We start from the raw sequence: 18900 nt of genomic DNA, 5'->3' as shown, positions 1-18900 counted from the left end.
CCCCAACGAGAAATTTATGACTCGCAACTTTATTCCTAATTTAGTTGACGAAGAATTTGACTTTTAGTTCATTCCGTAGTGTGCTTTTTTTCTTCTTCCTCTTTTTTCTGTTTGAGGAGTTTGTTCACTTTAACTTTAATTTCTGCATGGCGTTGTACACCTTCATAAGCGTAGCGGTTATAACTATTGCGAGAAATTAAGTTTTCTAGATAACTAACTCGCTCATTACCGCCTGGGTGGGAAGATAACCAAGTGGGAATGTCATATTTTTTTTGTTTGTCTAGTGTCACCATTAAATTCCGCAAGCCATCAGCAGCATAGCCACTAGCAACAATTAAGCGTGTACCCAAAATATCTGCCTGTCTTTCCATATCCCGGCTGTAATTCATGGCGAAAAGTTGCCCAATCGTGCCACCAAAGGGTAGATATTGAGTAACGTTAGAGATGAGGTTGCCTTGGGTAACTAATTGAAAGCCGTGGGATAAGACGACATGAGATAATTCATGTGCTACTAATCCCGCTAATTCTGCTTCGGAAGTGGTTTTGGCGATCGCACCAGCATTAATAAAAATTTTCCCTCCAGGTAAGGCAAAGGCATTGAGTTCTTCTTCAGGAATCACAAAAAATTCGTATTTAAATTCATTTCTACCAGCAACTTTCGCTAGTTTCTGCCCAATATCATTGATGTAGGCTAAGATATCATCGTCTATGATTAAAGGCAGCTGTTTTTTAGCCTGTTTTGCTACTGATTCACCGATAGATTTTTCGCCTTGTAGTAGCAAAATGGTGGAGTCAAGGGCAGAAAACGGCCCCAGTAAACTACCCGTAACCGCATAACCCAAAGCGCCTGTAATGACGTTACTAATTAAATTACCCCTAATTTCCTCTCGAACGTAGGATTGATAGCGTTGAAGATTTTTCTCGGCTAATTGGGTAAATTCTGGTGCTTGGGGATTGTTAGGATTGAGGATAGCAAATTGCCTTGCAGCTAAAGATGCTTCCATCCATTTCTTGGATTCAGCCAAGGCGCTAACTCTGGCTTGAGTTAATTCTGGTTGATTGGGATAAAGAGATGATGCCCGTTCTAAAATGTCTAATGCTTCTGTTTGGCGATCGTATTGGGTGAGAACCTCAGCGTAGCGAATATGTCCAGGGATAAATTCGGGGTATTGTTCCACTAATAATTGCAGAGGTACTAAAGTTCGGGTTTGCAATTTCTTGGCTATCCCCGCCTCTGCTTCTCGCCAATAGACTTTACCTGCTGGTGAAAGTTCTATTGGGTTAAGGATGGCTGGCTTTCGTTCTTTGGATGCAGATGTTTGAGTAAATGGTGTTTTAACTTCGCGGTAAATTTTTTCCGCCTCGGCAATTTGTCCCGCCAAATAAAGTTTATCTGCTTCTATGAGTTTTTGTTGACGGGCAATTTCTTCTGGACTGAGTGGGGGTTCTGACGCAGATGAGCGTTTTAGTGCATCTCTGAGCTTTTGATCATTGGGATTTTCCGGCGGGGGTGTGTTCGTTTGCTCAGTGGGGGCGGGAGGTTCCTGGGCTGGTACTGGTGCTATCGGTTGAGTGAGAAGAATTAATAGTGTTGTCCCAACTGACAACAATATCCAATTCAAGGTTAGCAGCAGAGACTTACTGATGCGCTTCATGCTGAGTTCCACCTAATACAAAAGGCTCTTTTATTTAGGGTAGGAGCAATTTGGCTCATCCGACTAGAGCGATCGCCATTGCTTTACACTAACTACTAAAAAGATGTTATTAGGGACTTCCAGATCAAAAAATACCCAAACTGTAGGGTGCGTCAGAATGAATAAATTGCTCAATCAACAACCACAGTTGTCAGCGCAAAAGGTAGCAGAGATTGTGGGATTCTCAGGGGACTGGGTGAGAAAAATCGTGCGGCGATACAACAAGCTAGGAGCAAACGGAATCATCAATCAACAGAAACTGAAACCAGGAGGAAAAAAACTTGCACTCACAAACGAGCAACAACAGTGGTTGCGCCAAAGGTTAGCTTCACCACCAGAAGATGGGGGTTATGGAGTGCGCCAAAAGTAGGGGAATTGATCCGAGTACAGTTTGGAATTACACTCCATGTCACTACAGCTTGGGATTACCTCAAAAGGCTAGGATTTAGTCTGCAACAACCACGACCTCTGCATACTGAGGCGGCAACTTTTGTTCAAAGACAGATGTTTAAAACTGAGTTAACGGAGTTTGTGCGATTGTTACGTTTCCTCCATCCGCACAAATCAGTTGAAGTTTGGGCAGAAGATGAAGCTCGATTAGGCTCAAACCCATCGTCCGTCGAGTTTGGACACCAGTAGGTCATCGTCCCAATGCTGTGCATCGCACTCGTTACCAATGGCTTTATACTTATGGATTTGTCCATCCAGCTACTGGCGAGAGTTTTTCTTGATTTTACCCAGAGTCAACATTGCTGTCATGCAAATGGCTTTAGATGCTTTTGCCGCTGAAGTCAATCCTCATCATCACAAAATCATTGTTTTGCTTGTTGATCAAGCTGGTTGGCATACCAGTAAACAATTAATGTTGCCAGCTGGTATCATTCTGTTTCCTCTGCCTGCTTATACACCTCAACTCCAACCGACTGAGTGTGTTTGGTCGCTTCTACGTGAAGCTGTTGCTAATCAGATGTTTTCTACTCTCGATGAACTAGAAACTGTGTTAATTTCTTGGTATAGCTAGGTTTTCCTGCACTGACGCACCCTACTAACTGTCAATTTGGCATAATTTATTTTTTGGTGTTCCATCAGGATTAAATGAAAAAAAAGGCAGACAACTTGCCTGACCTCAAGAATTTAGCTAAATTTTTAGTTTTAATTCTTAATAACGGGAACGACCACCGCCACCGCCGTATCCTCCCCGGTTTCCACCACCAAAGGAGCCTCTGTCTTCTTTGGGCTTGGCTTTATTAACTTTCAGGTCACGACCCATCCACTCAGCACCATCAAGACCCTCGATGGCGGCTGTTTCTTCTGCATCTGAACCCATTTCCACAAAAGCAAAACCACGCAGGCGACCTGTTTCGCGGTCAGTAGGTAGCACAACCCGTTTTACAGAACCATATTCTGCAAAAACGTTGCTGATATCCTCTTGCGTAACTTCGTAAGAGAGGTTCCCTACATAAATTGACATTCTTTTCTCTCCAAAATCATGGCTGTGTAGAGATTTAAATTTCGGAGAGAGGTCTGTAAATACCACAAGGAAAAGCCTGTTAATACTAAAAACAAAGACTATCACCGATTTAATTCTCACTGTCTATGATGGCATAGAAGTTAATTTTCTGCATGAGTAAAGGCGGTCATCAAAGAAGCTATGCAACTATAATCTTGAGGTTGAAGACGAAAACCATTGTCTTACAAGGCTTTCAAGATTTTATTTTTTAATTATTTACAAATATTACAGTCATAAATTCCCACTTAATTTAATAAATATTAGTCATAGTATTCCTAATTTTTATCTTCAAAATTACACTCAGGATAGATGATATAAATTGAAAGTTGGTGTCTAGGCAATGACCAACCGTCTATCATTGCCTGCGGAAAAATAACAGCTTATTGTTTGTGAGATAAATCCATTAAATTTGCTAATTTATAAACCACTCTCGCCCCTACATTACCATCCCATTCACCATCACCAACTTCGCAGACATCGAAGCCAATAATTTTTCTCCCACTATTTACCAATTCCCGAAATAGACAAAAAACTTGCTCCAATTCCAAACCACCAGGAACAGGTGTACCCGTATTCGGACAAAGTTTTGGATCTAAACCATCCACATCAAAGCTAATGTGGACGTATTCCGGCAAGTGATTGACAATTTCGCGGCTTAATTCGATCCAGTTTGTCCCACCATAGAGTTTTTGTTTAATCATGGGGTCGTAATACGCCACGATGCGTCCGTGGGATTCATCAATCATTTGCACTTCATCATGACTGATATCGCGTAAACCTACTTGCACTAGTTTAGAAATTTGCGGTAGTTTCAACCCATTAAACATAATCGACGCATGGGAAAACTCAAACCCTTCATAAGCGTCACGTAAATCTGCGTGTGCATCAATGTGAAGAATGCCAAAATTGGGGTATTTCGCTGATAATGCTTGAAAGTAACCTAAAGGTGAACTGTGATCACCACCGATGACTGCTACTTGTTTACCTTGATTCATGGCTACTTGACATTGTGTAAATAGCCATTGATTTACCTGTTGGGAAGCTTGATTAATTTCTGTCAGTACAGGTGTTAAATCTGGTGTGTCTGTGAGTAATTTACCTTGGGCTAGCCGTTCAATAATTTGTGCTGCTAAATCTCGATAATAATTATTTTTCTCGATAATTTCTTGGGGAATTTCCACTAAGAAAATTCCTTGTTTCCAGCCATCAGGATGATCAAAGTCAAATAAATCTAGTTGCACTGAAGCATCCAGAATTCTTTGTGGCCCATTGGCTGTACCTGCGCCATAGGAAACCGTAACTTCCCAAGGGACTGCAAAAACAATTAAATTTGCAGAATCGTAATCGCAGGGCAAACCTAAGAGATTGCCATTGATTTCGCCTACGCCGCTAGGGTTATAGTCTTGGAGTTGATTAATCATAGATTTTTGGATATTAATTTTACCAACTAAAAGCGATCGCCCTAAAATACTGGAGAGCGATCGCTGGATTTACTTGACAAACTCAGTCAGTTTACGCTGGATAAATCCGTAAACGACGGTTTGGTTCTTCCCCAAAACTATGGGACTTGAGCCGATAGTGTTCTACTAGCTCATGCTGCATTTTGCGGACTTGCGGAGAACGGGGTAATAACTCCACGGGTTGTCCTTTGGGAATGACGATTTGCTCGACGGCTAGTCTTGCTTCTTCTAAAGCGTCCATTTCGTCGTCGCTACCGTTGTGCAGAAACAATTGTAGTTCTCGGTCATCCGCTATTTCTGGATCATCCAAGTTAAGTAAGCGCCGCAGTCCACGGGTAATTTGAGGAATGGTACTCGACTTAATCACATGGATAGGTACATGACGGGCTTTAGCCATCTGCCTTAATTTAGCGTGGTTTTTGACGTGCGATCGCAATGCCAGAATTGCATCAGCATTATCTATATCTTTTGTCAATACCACAGGCAAAGTTAAAACACTAATCACCTGTTCTAGCTGATGTCTACTCACACCATAAGGGTAAATGTGCAGTGGCAAATCTTCACCGTTGGGGCCTGGTTGTCTAGCACTACTGCCGAAATCGATAGCTTCTGGGTAGTTAAACGATTCATCTAGCAAGCGGTCAAATTCACTTTGTCCAGAAATTCTTTCTCGCTCTAGGGGTAATGATGGGATGGCTAGCATTTGTCCTGATGCACGCCAACCATTAGATGCTCTAGCTGGTGAAAAAGATTCTTCAGGAGTTGCCAACTGTCCGCCACGACCATTAACAACAGATAATTGTCGTGTGATGGCGACTTTGCCTTGGTCATCCACTGTTCTCGTTTGTGGACTAGGCTGACGGCCTCGGAGAAGCGTATCCACCGTATCCGCAACACTTTCGTGTACTACCCAACGTTGCCGTTCTAACATTTCCACGGCAATCTCAAAGGTAGGCGGGGCTTTCCGTTCTAAAACAGTTTTTTGACTACCCCTGCGTCTCGCTTCATCGTCTCCCAGTGTCACAGCTTGAATACCCCCAACTAAGTCAGACAGTGTGGGGTTTTTGATCAGGTTTTCTATCTGGTTTCCGTGGGCAGTACCTACCAACTGTACACCTCTTTCGGCAATGGTACGGGCTGCTAAAGCTTCCAGTTCTGTACCAATTTCATCAATGACAATGACTTCTGGCATATGATTTTCTACTGCCTCAATCATTACCTGATGTTGCAGTTCTGGATGAGCTACCTGCATCCGCCTAGCACGACCAATGGCTGGGTGAGCAACATCGCCATCCCCAGCAATTTCGTTGGAGGTGTCAATGATAACCACACGTTTATGCAATTCATCTGCTAAAACACGGGCAATTTCTCGTAAAGCTGTAGTTTTACCTACACCAGGCCGTCCTAGCATGAGAATCGATTTACCAGTTTCCACCAAATCGCGGATCATGCCTATCGTACCGAATACAGCTCGACCAACACGACAGGTCAGACCAATTATCTTACCACTGCGGTTGCGGATAGCACTGATCCGATGCAAAGTTTGCTCAATTCCTGCCCGATTATCTCCACCAAAGTTTCCTACGCGCTGAACGCAATCATCTATCTGTGCTTGAGTAACGGGTGTTTCGCTCAGGTACTCGGCTTGATTAGGAAATCTAGCCTCTGGGCGACGACCCAAATCCAAGACCACTTCTACTAAACTATCTCGTTTGGGATGGTTCTCTAGTACTTGTCGCAGGTCTTGGGGCAAAATGTCTAACAACTTTTGGAGATCGTCTGTAGTCGTCATGCTTTCTATTGTGACGTTTTGAGAGATAACGAAGAGCAATTAGCTCTCCTGCTGTGACTTGAGCTGGGAAACGAGGGAACGGGCAAGCTCTACGGCTTGCCAAAGCAATTCTGGTTCTTCTTCAAGGCGTACTGTGGCCTTAACACTGCTATTACTCACCTCCTTCTTTTCTAACTGCTCAATAATCGGTGACAGCATTACACGGGCGTAGCTACCGTAAGCAACTCCAGCGATGGAGACGGAGGGGTGAGGGGTCAGAGGAGATATTTCCCCCCTACTGTCTGCTCCCTGCTCCCTGGCTTTTTTCAGTAGTCCCATTGCCTTTAACTTAGCAACTGTGTAGCTGTTAGTGCCACCTGCTAGCTGTATATATCCTGGCAATTTAGCTGCTAGGACTTTTTGCCCTAGTTTCACTGCTGCTAAAGTAGTACCATCTCCAATATCGCCACTCATGGGGCGACCGTCGGTTTGCCAGATTAAGGTGGTAGGAAGTGGAGAAATTAGTTCATAGATTGATTGGAGATATTCAACTAGATGCTTGCCATCGGGACAGCTGATAGCCAATACCTTTAGTTGGTCTGCCCACGGTGAAATTACTTGCCATAATTGCTTAAACTCTGCCAAACGTCCCACTTTTGTATGGATTTCTACGGCATCTATTCCTGCTGACATGACCATTGGCGCGATCGCCTCTGGCGTTGACATATAGGAATTTGTATAAATTATATCATAAGGACAAACTGGCAGACAACGGCCGCAACCGTAGCATTTCTGAGATTCAACTCCAGAAAAATTATCTTTTTGATGATTAAATACAATTGCCTGAGCAGGACAGATTTTCTCGCAAGGTCTGGGACAATCAGCAGGACAATGGTGGGGATTGAACTCGGCTTTGCGGAAATGAGGGTCTTCGCCGTCATTTAAGCTCACCATCAATAAAGGTGCATGACCTTGGTAATCCAATCCTCTTGCTTGAGCTGCTTTCACCAAATTTCTAGCTACTTGTATTGCTTCTTTGGCATCTCTAATCACGGCTGGGTCAGCAGCCACATCTATGCAGTCAGCACCAGCTAAGGTGTAGGCCAATGTTAAACTTCTCACAGCAGGTAGGTGCTGGAAACTAGCTCCACAGATGAGCTTGAACCAGTGACCTTGGTTTAATGATTGTAAAGGGGCTAACAGATCAGTCACACTTCTATTATGCTTTTATGTGAATGAAAATAGTAGCTGGTGTTGAATAAAAATCCTAATTTATTTTTTGTAGTGTTTATTATTTGACTCAGCCCTTTCTACTCAGGCTGGGGTAATGGGAATTGTAATGACAAACTCTGCTCCTTCGCCTAATGCAGAAGCACAGGTGATTTGCCCTTGGTGTTTCTGCACTACAATCTGATAGCTGATAGATAATCCCAAGCCACTACCTTTACCTACGGTTTTTGTGGTGAAAAATGGGTCAAACAGATGAGATTGCCAAGATTGATCTATACCTACACCATTATCGGCGATCGCAATCCTCACAGTGTGTGAGTCGAGTAATTCTGTGCTAATGCGAATTTGAGGATTTTGGTTTGGGAGTTCTTCCTTAATTTTGGTGATTCCCAATGACTGTAGATGAGATGTTCCTTGACGAACGCTTACCCACAGAGGATTGACTTGGCTACTTTGTAAGCGCAGTCTGGGAGTCATTGGTATTACGCCAGAATCAGTTTCCTCCCTCACCTCCAAAGCATCTATGGCATTATTTAAGATGTGCATAAATACTTGGTTTAATTCGCTTGGATAACAAGTAATCAAAGGTAAGTTACTATAATCTTTAACTACATCAATTGCTGGACGATTTGACGTGGCATTGAGTCGATGCTGTAACATCACCAAGGTGCTGTCTATTCCCTGATGAATATCTACCAGTTTCATTTCCGCTTCGTCATGGCGGGAAAAGTTTTGCAGCGCCAGCACAATTTCCCGAATCCGATCAGATCCTCTGTACATAGCACCCATTAAGTTTTGCAGGTCTTGCATGACAAAATTCAAGTCTGTCTTTTGAATGAGTTGTTGAATTTTGGGTGTGGGATTTGGATACTCCTGTTGATAAACTTCAATGATCTTCACTAAATCTTGGATATACTCATTGGCATATTGCAGGTTGCCATAGATAAAACTAATGGGGTTATTAACTTCATGGGCAATACCTGCTACTAATTGCCCCAGTGCCACCATTTTCTCATTTTGAATTTGTTGAACCTGTGAGGCTTTTAAATTATTCAGGGCATCTTGCAATAAGAGATTTCTTTCTTGTAATTGAAGTTGCAACAACCGTAAATTTATTTGATTTTCAATTCTTAAGATTACTTCTGCACCATGAAAGGGTTTAGTAATATAGTCTACACCACCAACGTCAAAAGCTTTTACTTTATCTAGAACATCATCCAGCGCGCTAATAAATATCACTGGTATGTCAGATGTGTGTTCATCGTCTTTCAGTTGCTGACAAACTTGATAACCATCCATCTCCGGCATATTAACATCCAGCAAAATGACATCAGGTAAAAGCATCTGACACGCAGTTAGCGCCATTTTACCATTCAAAGCTTTGCGGACTTCAAAACCTTGTGCAGTTAACATCGCTGATAACAGCCGCAGATTATCTGGTGTATCATCTACTACCAAAATATTGCCTTTATATTTATTGTTATTATTTAAATTCATTACGAATTAAAATTTATTATTTATACCCTCATAAATATATTAAATGCTGTTTGGAAGGACTTGTATAAAAAAGAGTCAGAAGACAGAATACCCTTTCAGGGAAGCAAGCTACAGAATTCAGAATACTCCATCCCTTTATGGGTGGAGTTTGAATAAGGAAAAAGTTTTAGCTTTTTTCGCTCACAATTCCACTCGGTTTTAAACCAATATTCATCCACCACTCGCACAGAATTCATGCTGAATCTGGCTCCTGACTTTTGAATTCCGTTTGATGAAAATTTCCTAAACTAAACAAATATTTTGATGAGATTGATAGCATCAAATTGCTAAAAAATAAAGTTATATAGATATGAATTGAGAAAATATAAATCAGAAGTAGCAAACCAAATTACCATTTGGTTGCTGAGGCGATAAAATCCATTACCATGTTCTGAGCTATGGGTCGAGAAAATAGATATCCTTGTGCAAAATCACATTTTAAACTCTTCAGTTGTTCCAATTGTTCTTGGGTTTCAACTCCTTCTGCGATCGCCGACATACCCATAGATGCAGCAATGCTAATCATCGCAGGTACTAATCCCATATTTTCCTGATTATCCAACATCCGATTAACAAATGATTTATCGATTTTTAGGGCATTAAAAGGAAATATATGTAAATAGCTCAGGGACGAATAACCTGTGCCGAAGTCATCCATTATCAGTTTAATTTTACGCTCCTTTAATTGTTGGAGAATTACTTTAATTTCATTATTATTTTCCATAATCACGGTTTCTGTGATTTCTAGCTCTAAATTAGATGGATCTATTTGAGTATCTTTGATAATTTGATCTACTTGTGTTATGAAATTAGTCTGCAAAAATAATTTCGCGCTTAAATTAACACTAATACTGAGATTTTTAGGGGTCATTGGATGAGATTGCCAGATGCGTAGTTGCTGACAAGCTGACTGCAACACCCACATATTGATAATATTAATTAGACCAGTTTCTTCGGCTACTGGAATAAATTCTGTCGGAGCAATCAAACCGTGAGTTGGATGCTGCCAACGAACAAGTGCTTCAAATCCAGAGATTTTGCCTGTAGTCAGAGAAATAATTGGCTGGTAATAAATAACAAACTCTTGTTTTTCCACTGACCTACGTAAGTCATTTTCCTTTTCTAAGGCTTTGATCACTTCCTCGTGCATTGCTGGGTCAAAAACATGATATCTAGCCCTTCCTGAATCTTTAGCACGATACATGGCTGTATCAGCATCTCGTAGCAAATATTCTGGTTGATCATATCCTTGATGACCCCAATTAATGCCAATGCTGACATTCATAAAAACTTCGTATCTAGACAGTTTAAAAGACATAGATAGTTGTTGCAGAATGTAATCGGCTATTTGAATTGCCATGCGGATATCTTTTATATCCTCTAACAAAATGCCAAATTCATCACCACCTAGTCTTGCTAGAGTAGAGTCTGTTGTGAGACAAGATTGGAGTCTATTAGCGATAGAAATAAGTAATTCATCCCCTACTAAATGCCCTAAAGAATCATTGACAACTTTGAAGCGATCGCAGTCTAAAAATAGTACTGCAAATTGATAATTAGATTCTTCTTTAGCGCGATTTAAAGCTTTTCCTAATCTCCTGATAAACAAAATTCTGTTTGGTAAACCAGTAAGAGCGTCATGGAGCGCCATATCCAGCAATTTGCCTTGTAACTTTTGACGCGCACTAACTTCTATTTGGAGTTTTTGCAAAGCCTTTTCTAACTCCCAAGTACGCTGCTTCACTCTTTGTTCTAATTCAGCATTCAGCGTTAAGATTTCTATTCTTGCCGTTCGCAATTCTATTTGATTTTTTACACGTACTAAGACTTCTTCTAATTCAAAAGGTTTAGTAATATAATCTACCCCACCAACTTTGAAAGCCTTAACTTTGTCAAAAACATCATCTAAAGCACTAATAAAAATTACTGGAATATCAGATGTCAGTTCCCAAGCTTTAAATCTTTGACAAACTTCATAACCATCTACCTCTGGCATCATAATATCAAGCAAAATCAAATCAGGTAATAATGTTTGACAAGCTGTACAAGCCATTTGCCAGTTTAAGGCTTTACGAACGTTATATCCTTCCCTAGCAAGAATTGATGACAAGACGCGCAGATTGTCTGCCATGTCATCAATAATCAAAATATCCTTTTTATATGGGTCTAACTGTTTATAATTCATTCTATATTTGTTTTAGTTAGTGCCATAGTTTTTTCAACCTGATAGTTATTTAGTAAATCCTTCAGAAAATGATAAAGTTGATTTTTCTGGAGTAACTGTTTCAGAAGAGCGAATGAAGCGTATGGCTTCATACAACACAAAAGCAATAGATGACAGGAGTTTCACCAACAACCGACTGTCAGCCACATCATCTACTACCAAGATGCGATATTCTCCTTGTGTGGTAATAATCTAATATTCCCTGCCCATTGTGCAACGCTAGATGCCTCACTGTTTCCACCGCCAAATACGTTTGCAGGACAAAAGGCACAATGAGGAATAATCTGAGGGACTTTTTAGTAAATTTTTTGCCAATTGAGCAGTAACAGGAGTTGACGGACTGAAGTTTGACTAACATCATTTGTAAAAAATTTTCTCAATGTTAACCCCAGGGAATGTACGATATATCAGCTACTTTGAGCTTAAGGGTTAGTACTGTCTACAATAGCAAATATCATCAAGCAAGTAGCTGATACTTATGTCAAAGGATACTAAAATATCTTTAGGCATATTCGGTCTACTGGGGTGCTTCTTTCTGATATCAAGGCTTAAACTTTGTTATAACACCATAATTTGTTCTATTGCACCTGACAATACATGAATATGTATTATTCAATGAGTTGCCAGATATATTTACACTGTTTAACCAAAAAATTTTGTACTAGAAAAATGTCGCTATTTTTACCAATTGAAGACAAAATGATTGGTAAAAATTTACACATAAAGATGCAAGGGGCAAGTATTTACTACTTAGTAGTTAGATTTATCCTGAATGAGTATGTTTATTTTGTTTTAAAAAATCTCAATTTTTATAGATAATTTTAATTTCTTCGCCCACACTAATGAATTTCCCTGCTTCCGAACTGGGTAATTTTGTATTTACGCTTAAACGATAAAAATGATTAAAACGAGATGTAGCAGACCATTCCGGCAATGTAGCTTGACGCTTTTGAACAAATATTTTTTGAAAACTTGGATAAGCGACACCTGAAAAAGAGTCTCTTGTGGGAACTACACAACGCTGGCAAGGGTTAACACCAAAAAATTGCACGTCTCCAACTTGGAAAGAAAGAACTTCACCTGATTCGCTAAATAATTGATCTTCCCAAAATGCCGGAACGCCATCAATTTCCAGATTAGCACGCATTCGACGGCGCATTTCATCGATAGTTACACCAGGAAACCAAGAAGCTACTTCTGCCAAGGTTGCGGTACTAATTACTGTTGGCCCTGGTGATTGTAAATCATCAGGGAATCCTCCTTGGGAGTTTTGCGCTAGGGTAACGGCAAAGCCAAAAAAATCACTCAAGATAGCTGCTAGTGTTTGTCTTTCTTCGTCTAGATGAAAGACATATTCTGAATCTTTTCCAGGAAATTGAAGCGATATTTCTCGATGGGAGATGCGAAAATAGGAACGTAATTGATGAATAGAGGGATTTCGTTTGCCATTCACCACTCTCGAATGTTCGTCAAATATAGCAAATTCACGGTCATGCTCTAGCGCACCACCGTTGATTATTCGTCCTTGTTGGATTTCCACCCCGTCTAGTGATTTAATTGGGTAGATTAAGATTTTAGCTAGGTAAGGCATCTTAAAAATTTCTGCGCAAATAGTCAACAGTCATTGGTTTATGGCTTGTGAAACAAAAATCCCAGACGGTGGACTGTTGACTATGCCTTTGTTTTATATATAGTTTTTTACTTTGGAGAGTATAGAGGCGATTTATCGATTTCTCCCACATTGTTGAGCGGCCAAAAACGAAGAACTGCACGACCAATAATATTTTGACGCGGGACAACACCCCAACAACGACTGTCATAGCTACTATTACGATTATCTCCTAGTACTAAATAGGAGTCAGCAGGTATAGTCTGGGGTTTCGTTAAGAAAGCTGGTTGCTGACCTGATGTACAGACATCAATGACTGTGGCTTGTTTGGAGTCGAGATATGTCCCTTCATTCAGGGGTTTTTTATTGATATATACTCTGCCGTTTCTGAGTTCTACGGTTTCCCCAGGTAAGCCAATCACCCGTTTGATAAAGGCATCTTGGTATTGCTCCCTTTGTAACTCTTCTGTAGGGGAAAAAACTACAATGTCTCCCCTCTGTGGTTGAGAAAATCTATACTTCAACTTATCAACAATAATTTTGTCGGCTTCCCACTGGTTGGGGGTTCCGTGGAGAGTGGGTTCCATCGAGCCAGAAGGAATCCAGCGTGCTTCAGCCACAAAGGTACGAATGCCCAAGGCGAGAACAATACTTAATACAACTGTTCTACCTAGCTCTGCGATCCAAGAATTATCAGGTTGTTTACTAGAATTGTTGTCAGACACTTGATTTTGCATGAAATTACTGAAGTAAGAAAAGTGTAAGTAATTAACTCGCTGAGGGAGACTATATTTGTTAATCTTAACGGGAGAAAGCAGATTAGGTGGTCATCAGTTATTTGTAGTTGGTCATTAGTTATGGCTTCTGACTCTGGACTGTTGACCCTAGCAAGTGGTCTGACTCATAAGATCAAAATAATCTTTTTTGTAAATAACTGCAAAAAAATATTACAAAAAGTGCTGTTGAGATTGACCTAAAAGCATAGTTTTCTATAGTCTATAGCTCCTGGTTGAAAATTGTTAGTTTTATGTCCTCTCCACAAAGTTTGCTAATTCGCGGCGCTCGCATCCTTTTACCGAATGGTGAATTTTTGCTGGGAGATGTGTTGATACGCGATCGCCATATCATTGAAGTAGGGACAGAAATAGTCAACACTACACCAGCTACAGAGATTGACGCGAAAGGTTTGACTTTGTTGCCAGGAGTCATAGACCCCCAGGTGCATTTCCGCGAACCGGGGCTAGAACATAAGGAAGATTTGTTTACAGCCAGCTGCGCCTGTGCCAAAGGTGGGGTGACTTCTTTTTTAGAAATGCCCAACACGCGCCCCCTGACAACTAGCCAGCAAGCGTTAGATGATAAGTTACAACGGGCTGCTAGTAAGTGTTTGGTAAATTATGGGTTTTTTATTGGGGCAACTGGGGAGAACACACCAGAATTATTAGCCGCCAACCCAACACCAGGCATTAAGATTTTCATGGGTTCAATGCACGGTCAGTTGTTAGTTGATCAAGATGCTGTACTGGAGTCGATATTTGCTCAAGGTCAACGCCTCATTGCTGTTCATGCCGAAGACCAAGCCAGAATTAACCAGCGCCGTCAAGAATTTGCGGGGATTCAAGACCCGGCAATTCACTCCCAAATTCAAGATAATCAAGCGGCACTGTTAGCAACACAGTTGGCATTAAAACTTTCTAAAAAATATCAGCGTCGGTTACATATTCTGCATATGTCCACAGCCGACGAAGCTGAATTACTACGCCAAGACAAGCCTATTTGGGTAACAGCAGAGGTCACACCACAACATTTAGTCTTGAATACTGGTGATTATGAGCGTATTGGTACATTAGCACAGATGAATCCGCCCTTGCGATCGCCCCACGATAACGAAGTTTTGTGGCAAGCGTTGCGGGATGGTGTGATTGATTTTATCGCCACAGACCACGCCCCCCACACCTTAGAAGAAAAAGCCCAACCCTATCCCAACAGTCCTTCTGGGATGCCTGGGGTAGAAACATCCTTGGCTGTGATGTTGACGGCGGCGATGGAGGGGAAATGTACCATTGCCCAAGTAGCCAACTGGATGTCCAAAGCTGTAGCTGTAGCTTATGGTATCCCCAATAAGGGAGCGATCGCTCCTGGTTACGATGCTGATTTAGTACTTGTTGATTTGAATACATACCGCCCCGTCCTCCGCGAAGAACTCTTAACTAAATGTCGCTGGAGTCCCTTTGAAGGCTGGAACCTCACGGGATGGGCCGACACAACCATAGTTGGTGGTCAGATTGTCTACCACAAAGGCAAGTTAAACACCGAAGCGCGCGGTCAAGCTTTAAGTTTCGTGTAGCAAATAATATTCTCCTATTACGTAGATTACAACTGTAAAACAGATTTAGGTGAAAGAAATCATTCTTCCCTGATCCCCAGCCCCTAATCTACCAAGGAGAATTAAAATGTCCTTCAAAATATTGAGTCTGGATGGTGGTGGTATACGCGGCGTGATTACAGCACGCATCCTCCAAGAAGTGGAGCGACAAATTCAACAGCAGCAAGGGAAGTCTTTACACGAATACTTTGATTTAATCGCTGGCACTTCCACAGGTTCTATATTAACGGCGGGAATTGCCGCGAAAAAAAATAGCAGTGAGCTAGTTCAAATGTATCAGGAACAAGGTCAGCAAATATTTCCTATCGAAAGAAAAGAACGCTACAAAAAAATTCCCAGTTTCCTGCAACCATTGATTGAAGCTTTTTCACTACCTAAATATTCTCATCAAGGGCTAATTAATGTCCTGAAAAATGTTTTGGGTGACACAAGAATTAAGGATGTGGAAGGCCCGATAATTTTGATTCTCGCTTATGATACTCTTTATCGCAACACAACATTTTTTACTAATTGCCATCCCGACTTGGGCGATAGATGGTATGATGACTGTTACTTATGGGAAATTTGTACCGCTTCAGCCGCAGCTCCTACCTTTTTTCCCCCATATAAATTAGAGCCTGTAAATAAAGAAAAATATGGAAATTGGGTATTCCCTCACATTGATGGAGGAATCGCTGCCAATAACCCAGCACTAGCCGCACTCAGTTTGGTAATGAGGTTGTCTCAATCTTCAGTCTCCTCTGCAATCAAACAACAACATAATTTAGATGGGATCAATTTAGATGATATTGCTATCCTTTCTATTGGTACAGGTCAAACTGGCGAACCATATTCATTTGATCAGGTGCAAAATTGGCGAGGCATAGATTGGGCGCAACATATTATTGATATATTTATGGAGCCGACATCGGAAGTTAGTAGTACAATCTGCCGGCAAATTATGGGTGGATTTAATTCTCAAAGATATTTACGTCTTCAGTTTGATTTAAATGAAAGATTTCAACCTAACAAAGTGGAATCTTACAAAGATACTCGTCAAGTCCTCAAGCCAGGACAAAGAGTTAACAGATTTACCCAAACTCCAATTACGGAAGAGATGGATGACACTAGGGACGATATTTTGAGATATCTCATCGATGCCACATCCAAGTTTATTGATAAAGGTTGTACTTTCTATACCAGAAATGACTGTGGGCCTCAAGTAAAAGATGCGATCGCATCTTTTATTCAAGCTAATTAGCATATTTACGTAAAAAGTTCTATCCCTACTAGGGTCAGTATTGTTTCAGTGATCAGTTATATTGGCGTAGTCCGTCTCGTCCAGCACGTTAGAAATAGCTTTAACTTGGCCAACCGATTGTTAATATAAGAATTTTTTTTATAAAGTTTTTGTTTGATTAATTTAATTAATAAGTTAATAATTAGTAACTTTACGGGTATATATCCTGAATCTGTTTTGGGAACACTTAAGTATGCGGATAGATTGGCAGCTAGTACGGAAAGTAGTAAGCCTTTTACTTCTCCCCATTAGCTTTTTGCATTTAACTATCCGGATTTTTTACCAAATAACTGTAGAGAAAAATAGGGTTAAGTAAACGGGCAAATTTTCGTGAAAACAATGTTTTATACATATAAAAATTTTATCTGCACCTGATTTGTACGTTCTAAAAACCTATTTCTTACATCTCTGACTCTTTAATCCTTCTGGGCATGGGATTGCTGAGGATACTAACATTACTGAGCAAAACCTAGCAAGAGAATATAAATCAGTATTTGTTCTTGCACAATTTAGAACAAATTTTACAGAGATAATCCAAGGAATAGGTCAATAAGAATAACAATGGTGCAAAAAATAAAAAGACTTTACCAGTATTGACTGATTTAATAAAAGTCTGCTGTAAGCCTTATCAGCTATACGATCTACCAGAGGACAAGTTTATGTCATTTTTAATATCAATCTAATTTTCCGAAAGAGCAGGTATTAAAAACATCTTCCAAATTCCTAGATATCACCTGCATAAAGTTCTTGAAGACACTTAGATTTGATTTTTTTAACCATCTACAACAAGACTGATGATGAGAAGATGCAACCGTAGCTAATCTCAGTAGATGGAGAAAGTAACCAAATGTTCTGTTGAAAAGTAATTCACCGATTTTAAGATTATGAAGGCAATTATGTTAGTGAATTTCTGTGATGAGCGCGGTAGTGGTAGATAGAACGAGTGTGAAATTCTGCCTCGACTATCAGTAAAAATTTTGTCGTTATCATGTAGAGATTGATTGGGTATGGCGTTGATGTGCTGGTAAATTTAGGATAAAACTAATGTAATTTGGGGTAACTTTTTTACTGTTTCTACTCAGTGGCAAATAGCCCTAATATTACAACAGTACTAGGCAGCGTTTTTACCCAATTCGGAAATAAAATCATTCACTTGGTAGCAATTAAGTCGCTGATGGTGCAATTGAATGGTGTAATTTCGGCTTGACGACTGCCCTCATCGCCATAAGTCAAAAGTACGTTAATGTAGGTACTTGGCTTGTAGGGCATTCGTTCCGACCACTCAATCGCTACAATACCCGGAATTACCTCAATCCCTTCCCAATAAATTTCTAAATTTAAACTTAATACTTCTTGTGGCTCTAAGCGGTATAAATCCAGATGGTAAAGGGGTATACGTCCTTCTATATACTCATTAATCAGAGTGAAAGTAGGACTGACAATGGGTTCAGTAATACTTAAACCTTTACCCAAGCCCTGTACCAAAGTAGTTTTACCAGCACCTAAATCACCTTCCAGTAAAATCACGCTACCAGCAGTTAAAGTTTCTCCTAAGAGAATACCTAAGTTGAGTGTTGACTCTTTATCTGCAAGAAAAATTTTAGTCATTTGGTAAATAGTCAGTTGTCAGTTGTCAGAGACGCGATTAATCGCGTCTGTACAGTTATTAGTTGCTAATGATTTTCTTTTCCCCACTGCGTCCTAACTCCTGCCTCCTGTCATATATGGAAAATGTGGTTTTAAATACGCTATTCGATTGAATTAGTAATATAAAATTTCCATGTGTATGTCATCAGATTACTGAGTTTAGTCTGGTCAAAAATTAGGACTGATCAATGAGTAGAGAAGCAGTTAAAGTCATTTTATGGGAAGAAAATCAAAAGGATTTTATAAAAAAGTTCTATGATTTACAATTCACTCCCAGAGTCGGTGAGGAAGTTTATCTACAAAAAGAGAGATGGAAAGTAACCAGAGTTGAGCATGATGTAGAAGTTAGTGAGATTAATGTGTATATGGAATTAATCAAAAAAGTCAAGCAGGATAAACCGTCTAATTCTTAAATAAAACTGAATTTTATACCAATTCAATTAATGATTGCAACACATCTTTGGGTGAGGACGCGACGCCAGTCGCTACAACGGAGGGAACCCCCGCAACGCGCTGGCTCATGAATCTCGTTTCTACAGATGGTTTATTTGTCG

15 protein-coding genes and 1 pseudogene are annotated in these 18900 nt (G+C 40.4%); 5 read left to right on the top strand and 11 right to left on the bottom strand.

Features of this window, described 5'->3' with window-relative positions; all coding sequences use genetic code 11:
* Positions 1-68: 68 nt before the first annotated feature.
* Complete coding sequence (locus GSQ19_RS05805) at positions 69-1655, bottom strand: M48 family metallopeptidase (protein ID WP_011317025.1); 1587 nt, start codon at positions 1653-1655, stop codon at positions 69-71.
* A gap of 160 nt (positions 1656-1815) precedes the next feature.
* On the opposite strand from GSQ19_RS05805, the pseudogene GSQ19_RS05800 reads away from it, so the two are divergent.
* Positions 1816-2703: pseudogene (locus GSQ19_RS05800) on the top strand (IS630-like element ISAva6 family transposase); the annotation flags it as partial.
* A 150-nt stretch (positions 2704-2853) separates the two neighbouring features.
* Here GSQ19_RS05800 and rbp read toward each other — a convergent pair.
* The 9 genes from rbp to lepB all read right to left on the bottom strand — a co-directional run bounded on the left by rbp (position 2854) and on the right by lepB (position 13771).
* Entirely contained in the window at positions 2854-3165 is a 312-nt protein-coding gene (rbp, locus tag GSQ19_RS05795; protein WP_011317024.1) for an RNA-binding regulator, read from the bottom strand.
* Between the two features lie 419 nt (positions 3166-3584).
* Entirely contained in the window at positions 3585-4625 is a 1041-nt protein-coding gene (speB, locus tag GSQ19_RS05790; protein ID WP_011317023.1) for an agmatinase SpeB, read from the bottom strand.
* Positions 4626-4716: 91 nt separating this feature from the next.
* Positions 4717-6456: a R3H domain-containing nucleic acid-binding protein gene (locus tag GSQ19_RS05785; RefSeq protein ID WP_011317022.1), complete on the bottom strand. Its 1740-nt coding sequence runs from the start codon at positions 6454-6456 to the stop codon at positions 4717-4719.
* A gap of 39 nt (positions 6457-6495) precedes the next feature.
* Positions 6496-7647: a circadian clock protein LdpA gene (ldpA, locus tag GSQ19_RS05780; protein ID WP_011317021.1), complete on the bottom strand. Its 1152-nt coding sequence runs from the start codon at positions 7645-7647 to the stop codon at positions 6496-6498.
* 102 nt (positions 7648-7749) lie between these two features.
* Positions 7750-9162, bottom strand: coding sequence for a hybrid sensor histidine kinase/response regulator (locus GSQ19_RS05775; protein WP_011317020.1), 1413 nt, complete (start codon positions 9160-9162; stop codon positions 7750-7752).
* A 388-nt stretch (positions 9163-9550) separates the two neighbouring features.
* Positions 9551-11386 (bottom strand): GGDEF/EAL domain-containing response regulator, encoded by a 1836-nt coding sequence (locus GSQ19_RS05770; protein ID WP_011317019.1) that lies wholly within the window; start codon positions 11384-11386, stop codon positions 9551-9553.
* A 45-nt stretch (positions 11387-11431) separates the two neighbouring features.
* Positions 11432-11587 carry a hypothetical protein gene (locus GSQ19_RS05765; protein ID WP_153228449.1) on the bottom strand — a complete coding sequence of 52 codons (156 nt, stop codon included), beginning with the start codon at positions 11585-11587 and terminating at the stop codon, positions 11432-11434.
* 640 nt (positions 11588-12227) lie between these two features.
* Entirely contained in the window at positions 12228-13016 is a 789-nt protein-coding gene (locus tag GSQ19_RS05760; RefSeq protein ID WP_011317018.1) for an MOSC domain-containing protein, read from the bottom strand.
* A 107-nt stretch (positions 13017-13123) separates the two neighbouring features.
* On the bottom strand, positions 13124-13771 hold the full coding sequence (lepB, locus tag GSQ19_RS05755) for a signal peptidase I (RefSeq protein WP_011317017.1): 648 nt from the start codon (positions 13769-13771) through the stop codon (positions 13124-13126).
* 290 nt (positions 13772-14061) lie between these two features.
* Between lepB and GSQ19_RS05750 the strand changes: the two genes are divergently transcribed.
* The 3 genes from GSQ19_RS05750 (at position 14062) to patS (ending at position 17637) form a co-directional block, all read left to right on the top strand.
* Positions 14062-15381 (top strand): dihydroorotase, encoded by a 1320-nt coding sequence (locus GSQ19_RS05750; RefSeq protein ID WP_011317016.1) that lies wholly within the window; start codon positions 14062-14064, stop codon positions 15379-15381.
* Positions 15382-15487: 106 nt separating this feature from the next.
* On the top strand, positions 15488-16660 hold the full coding sequence (locus GSQ19_RS05745) for a patatin-like phospholipase family protein (RefSeq protein WP_011317015.1): 1173 nt from the start codon (positions 15488-15490) through the stop codon (positions 16658-16660).
* A 923-nt stretch (positions 16661-17583) separates the two neighbouring features.
* Entirely contained in the window at positions 17584-17637 is a 54-nt protein-coding gene (patS, locus tag GSQ19_RS30510; protein WP_395939658.1) for a heterocyst-inhibiting signaling peptide PatS, read from the top strand.
* 211 nt (positions 17638-17848) lie between these two features.
* Here patS and tsaE read toward each other — a convergent pair whose 3' ends face one another.
* On the bottom strand, positions 17849-18307 hold the full coding sequence (gene tsaE / locus GSQ19_RS05740) for a tRNA (adenosine(37)-N6)-threonylcarbamoyltransferase complex ATPase subunit type 1 TsaE (RefSeq protein ID WP_011317014.1): 459 nt from the start codon (positions 18305-18307) through the stop codon (positions 17849-17851).
* A 227-nt stretch (positions 18308-18534) separates the two neighbouring features.
* Here tsaE and GSQ19_RS05735 point away from each other — a divergent pair, with 227 nt between their 5' ends.
* A complete protein-coding gene (locus GSQ19_RS05735; RefSeq protein ID WP_010996456.1) occupies positions 18535-18759 on the top strand; it encodes a hypothetical protein in 225 nt (74 codons plus the stop codon).
* Positions 18760-18900 lie beyond the last annotated feature (141 nt).

Origin of the sequence: Trichormus variabilis 0441 (genome assembly GCF_009856605.1) — a bacterium.
Classification (GTDB): Bacteria; Cyanobacteriota; Cyanobacteriia; order Cyanobacteriales; family Nostocaceae; genus Trichormus; species Trichormus variabilis.
The sequence above is the reverse complement of the archived record's forward strand: the minus strand, read 5'-3'. Positions and strand labels throughout refer to the sequence as shown.

Bases quoted from the DNA above. Each gene is read 5' to 3' on its own strand.
- GSQ19_RS05760 (WP_011317018.1), bottom strand. From the start codon at position 13,016: ATGCCTTACCTAGCTAAAATCTTAATCTACCCAATTAAATCACTAGAC.
- GSQ19_RS05785 (WP_011317022.1), bottom strand. From the start codon at position 6,456: ATGACGACTACAGACGATCTCCAAAAGTTGTTAGACATTTTGCCCCAA.
- lepB (WP_011317017.1), bottom strand. From the start codon at position 13,771: ATGCAAAATCAAGTGTCTGACAACAATTCTAGTAAACAACCTGATAAT.
- GSQ19_RS05735 (WP_010996456.1), top strand. From the start codon at position 18,535: ATGAGTAGAGAAGCAGTTAAAGTCATTTTATGGGAAGAAAATCAAAAG.
- GSQ19_RS05775 (WP_011317020.1), bottom strand. From the start codon at position 9,162: ATGAATTTAAATAATAACAATAAATATAAAGGCAATATTTTGGTAGTA.
- GSQ19_RS05745 (WP_011317015.1), top strand. From the start codon at position 15,488: ATGTCCTTCAAAATATTGAGTCTGGATGGTGGTGGTATACGCGGCGTG.
- GSQ19_RS05770 (WP_011317019.1), bottom strand. From the start codon at position 11,386: ATGAATTATAAACAGTTAGACCCATATAAAAAGGATATTTTGATTATT.
- tsaE (WP_011317014.1), bottom strand. From the start codon at position 18,307: ATGACTAAAATTTTTCTTGCAGATAAAGAGTCAACACTCAACTTAGGT.
- speB (WP_011317023.1), bottom strand. From the start codon at position 4,625: ATGATTAATCAACTCCAAGACTATAACCCTAGCGGCGTAGGCGAAATC.
- rbp (WP_011317024.1), bottom strand. From the start codon at position 3,165: ATGTCAATTTATGTAGGGAACCTCTCTTACGAAGTTACGCAAGAGGAT.
- GSQ19_RS05805 (WP_011317025.1), bottom strand. From the start codon at position 1,655: ATGAAGCGCATCAGTAAGTCTCTGCTGCTAACCTTGAATTGGATATTG.
- GSQ19_RS05750 (WP_011317016.1), top strand. From the start codon at position 14,062: ATGTCCTCTCCACAAAGTTTGCTAATTCGCGGCGCTCGCATCCTTTTA.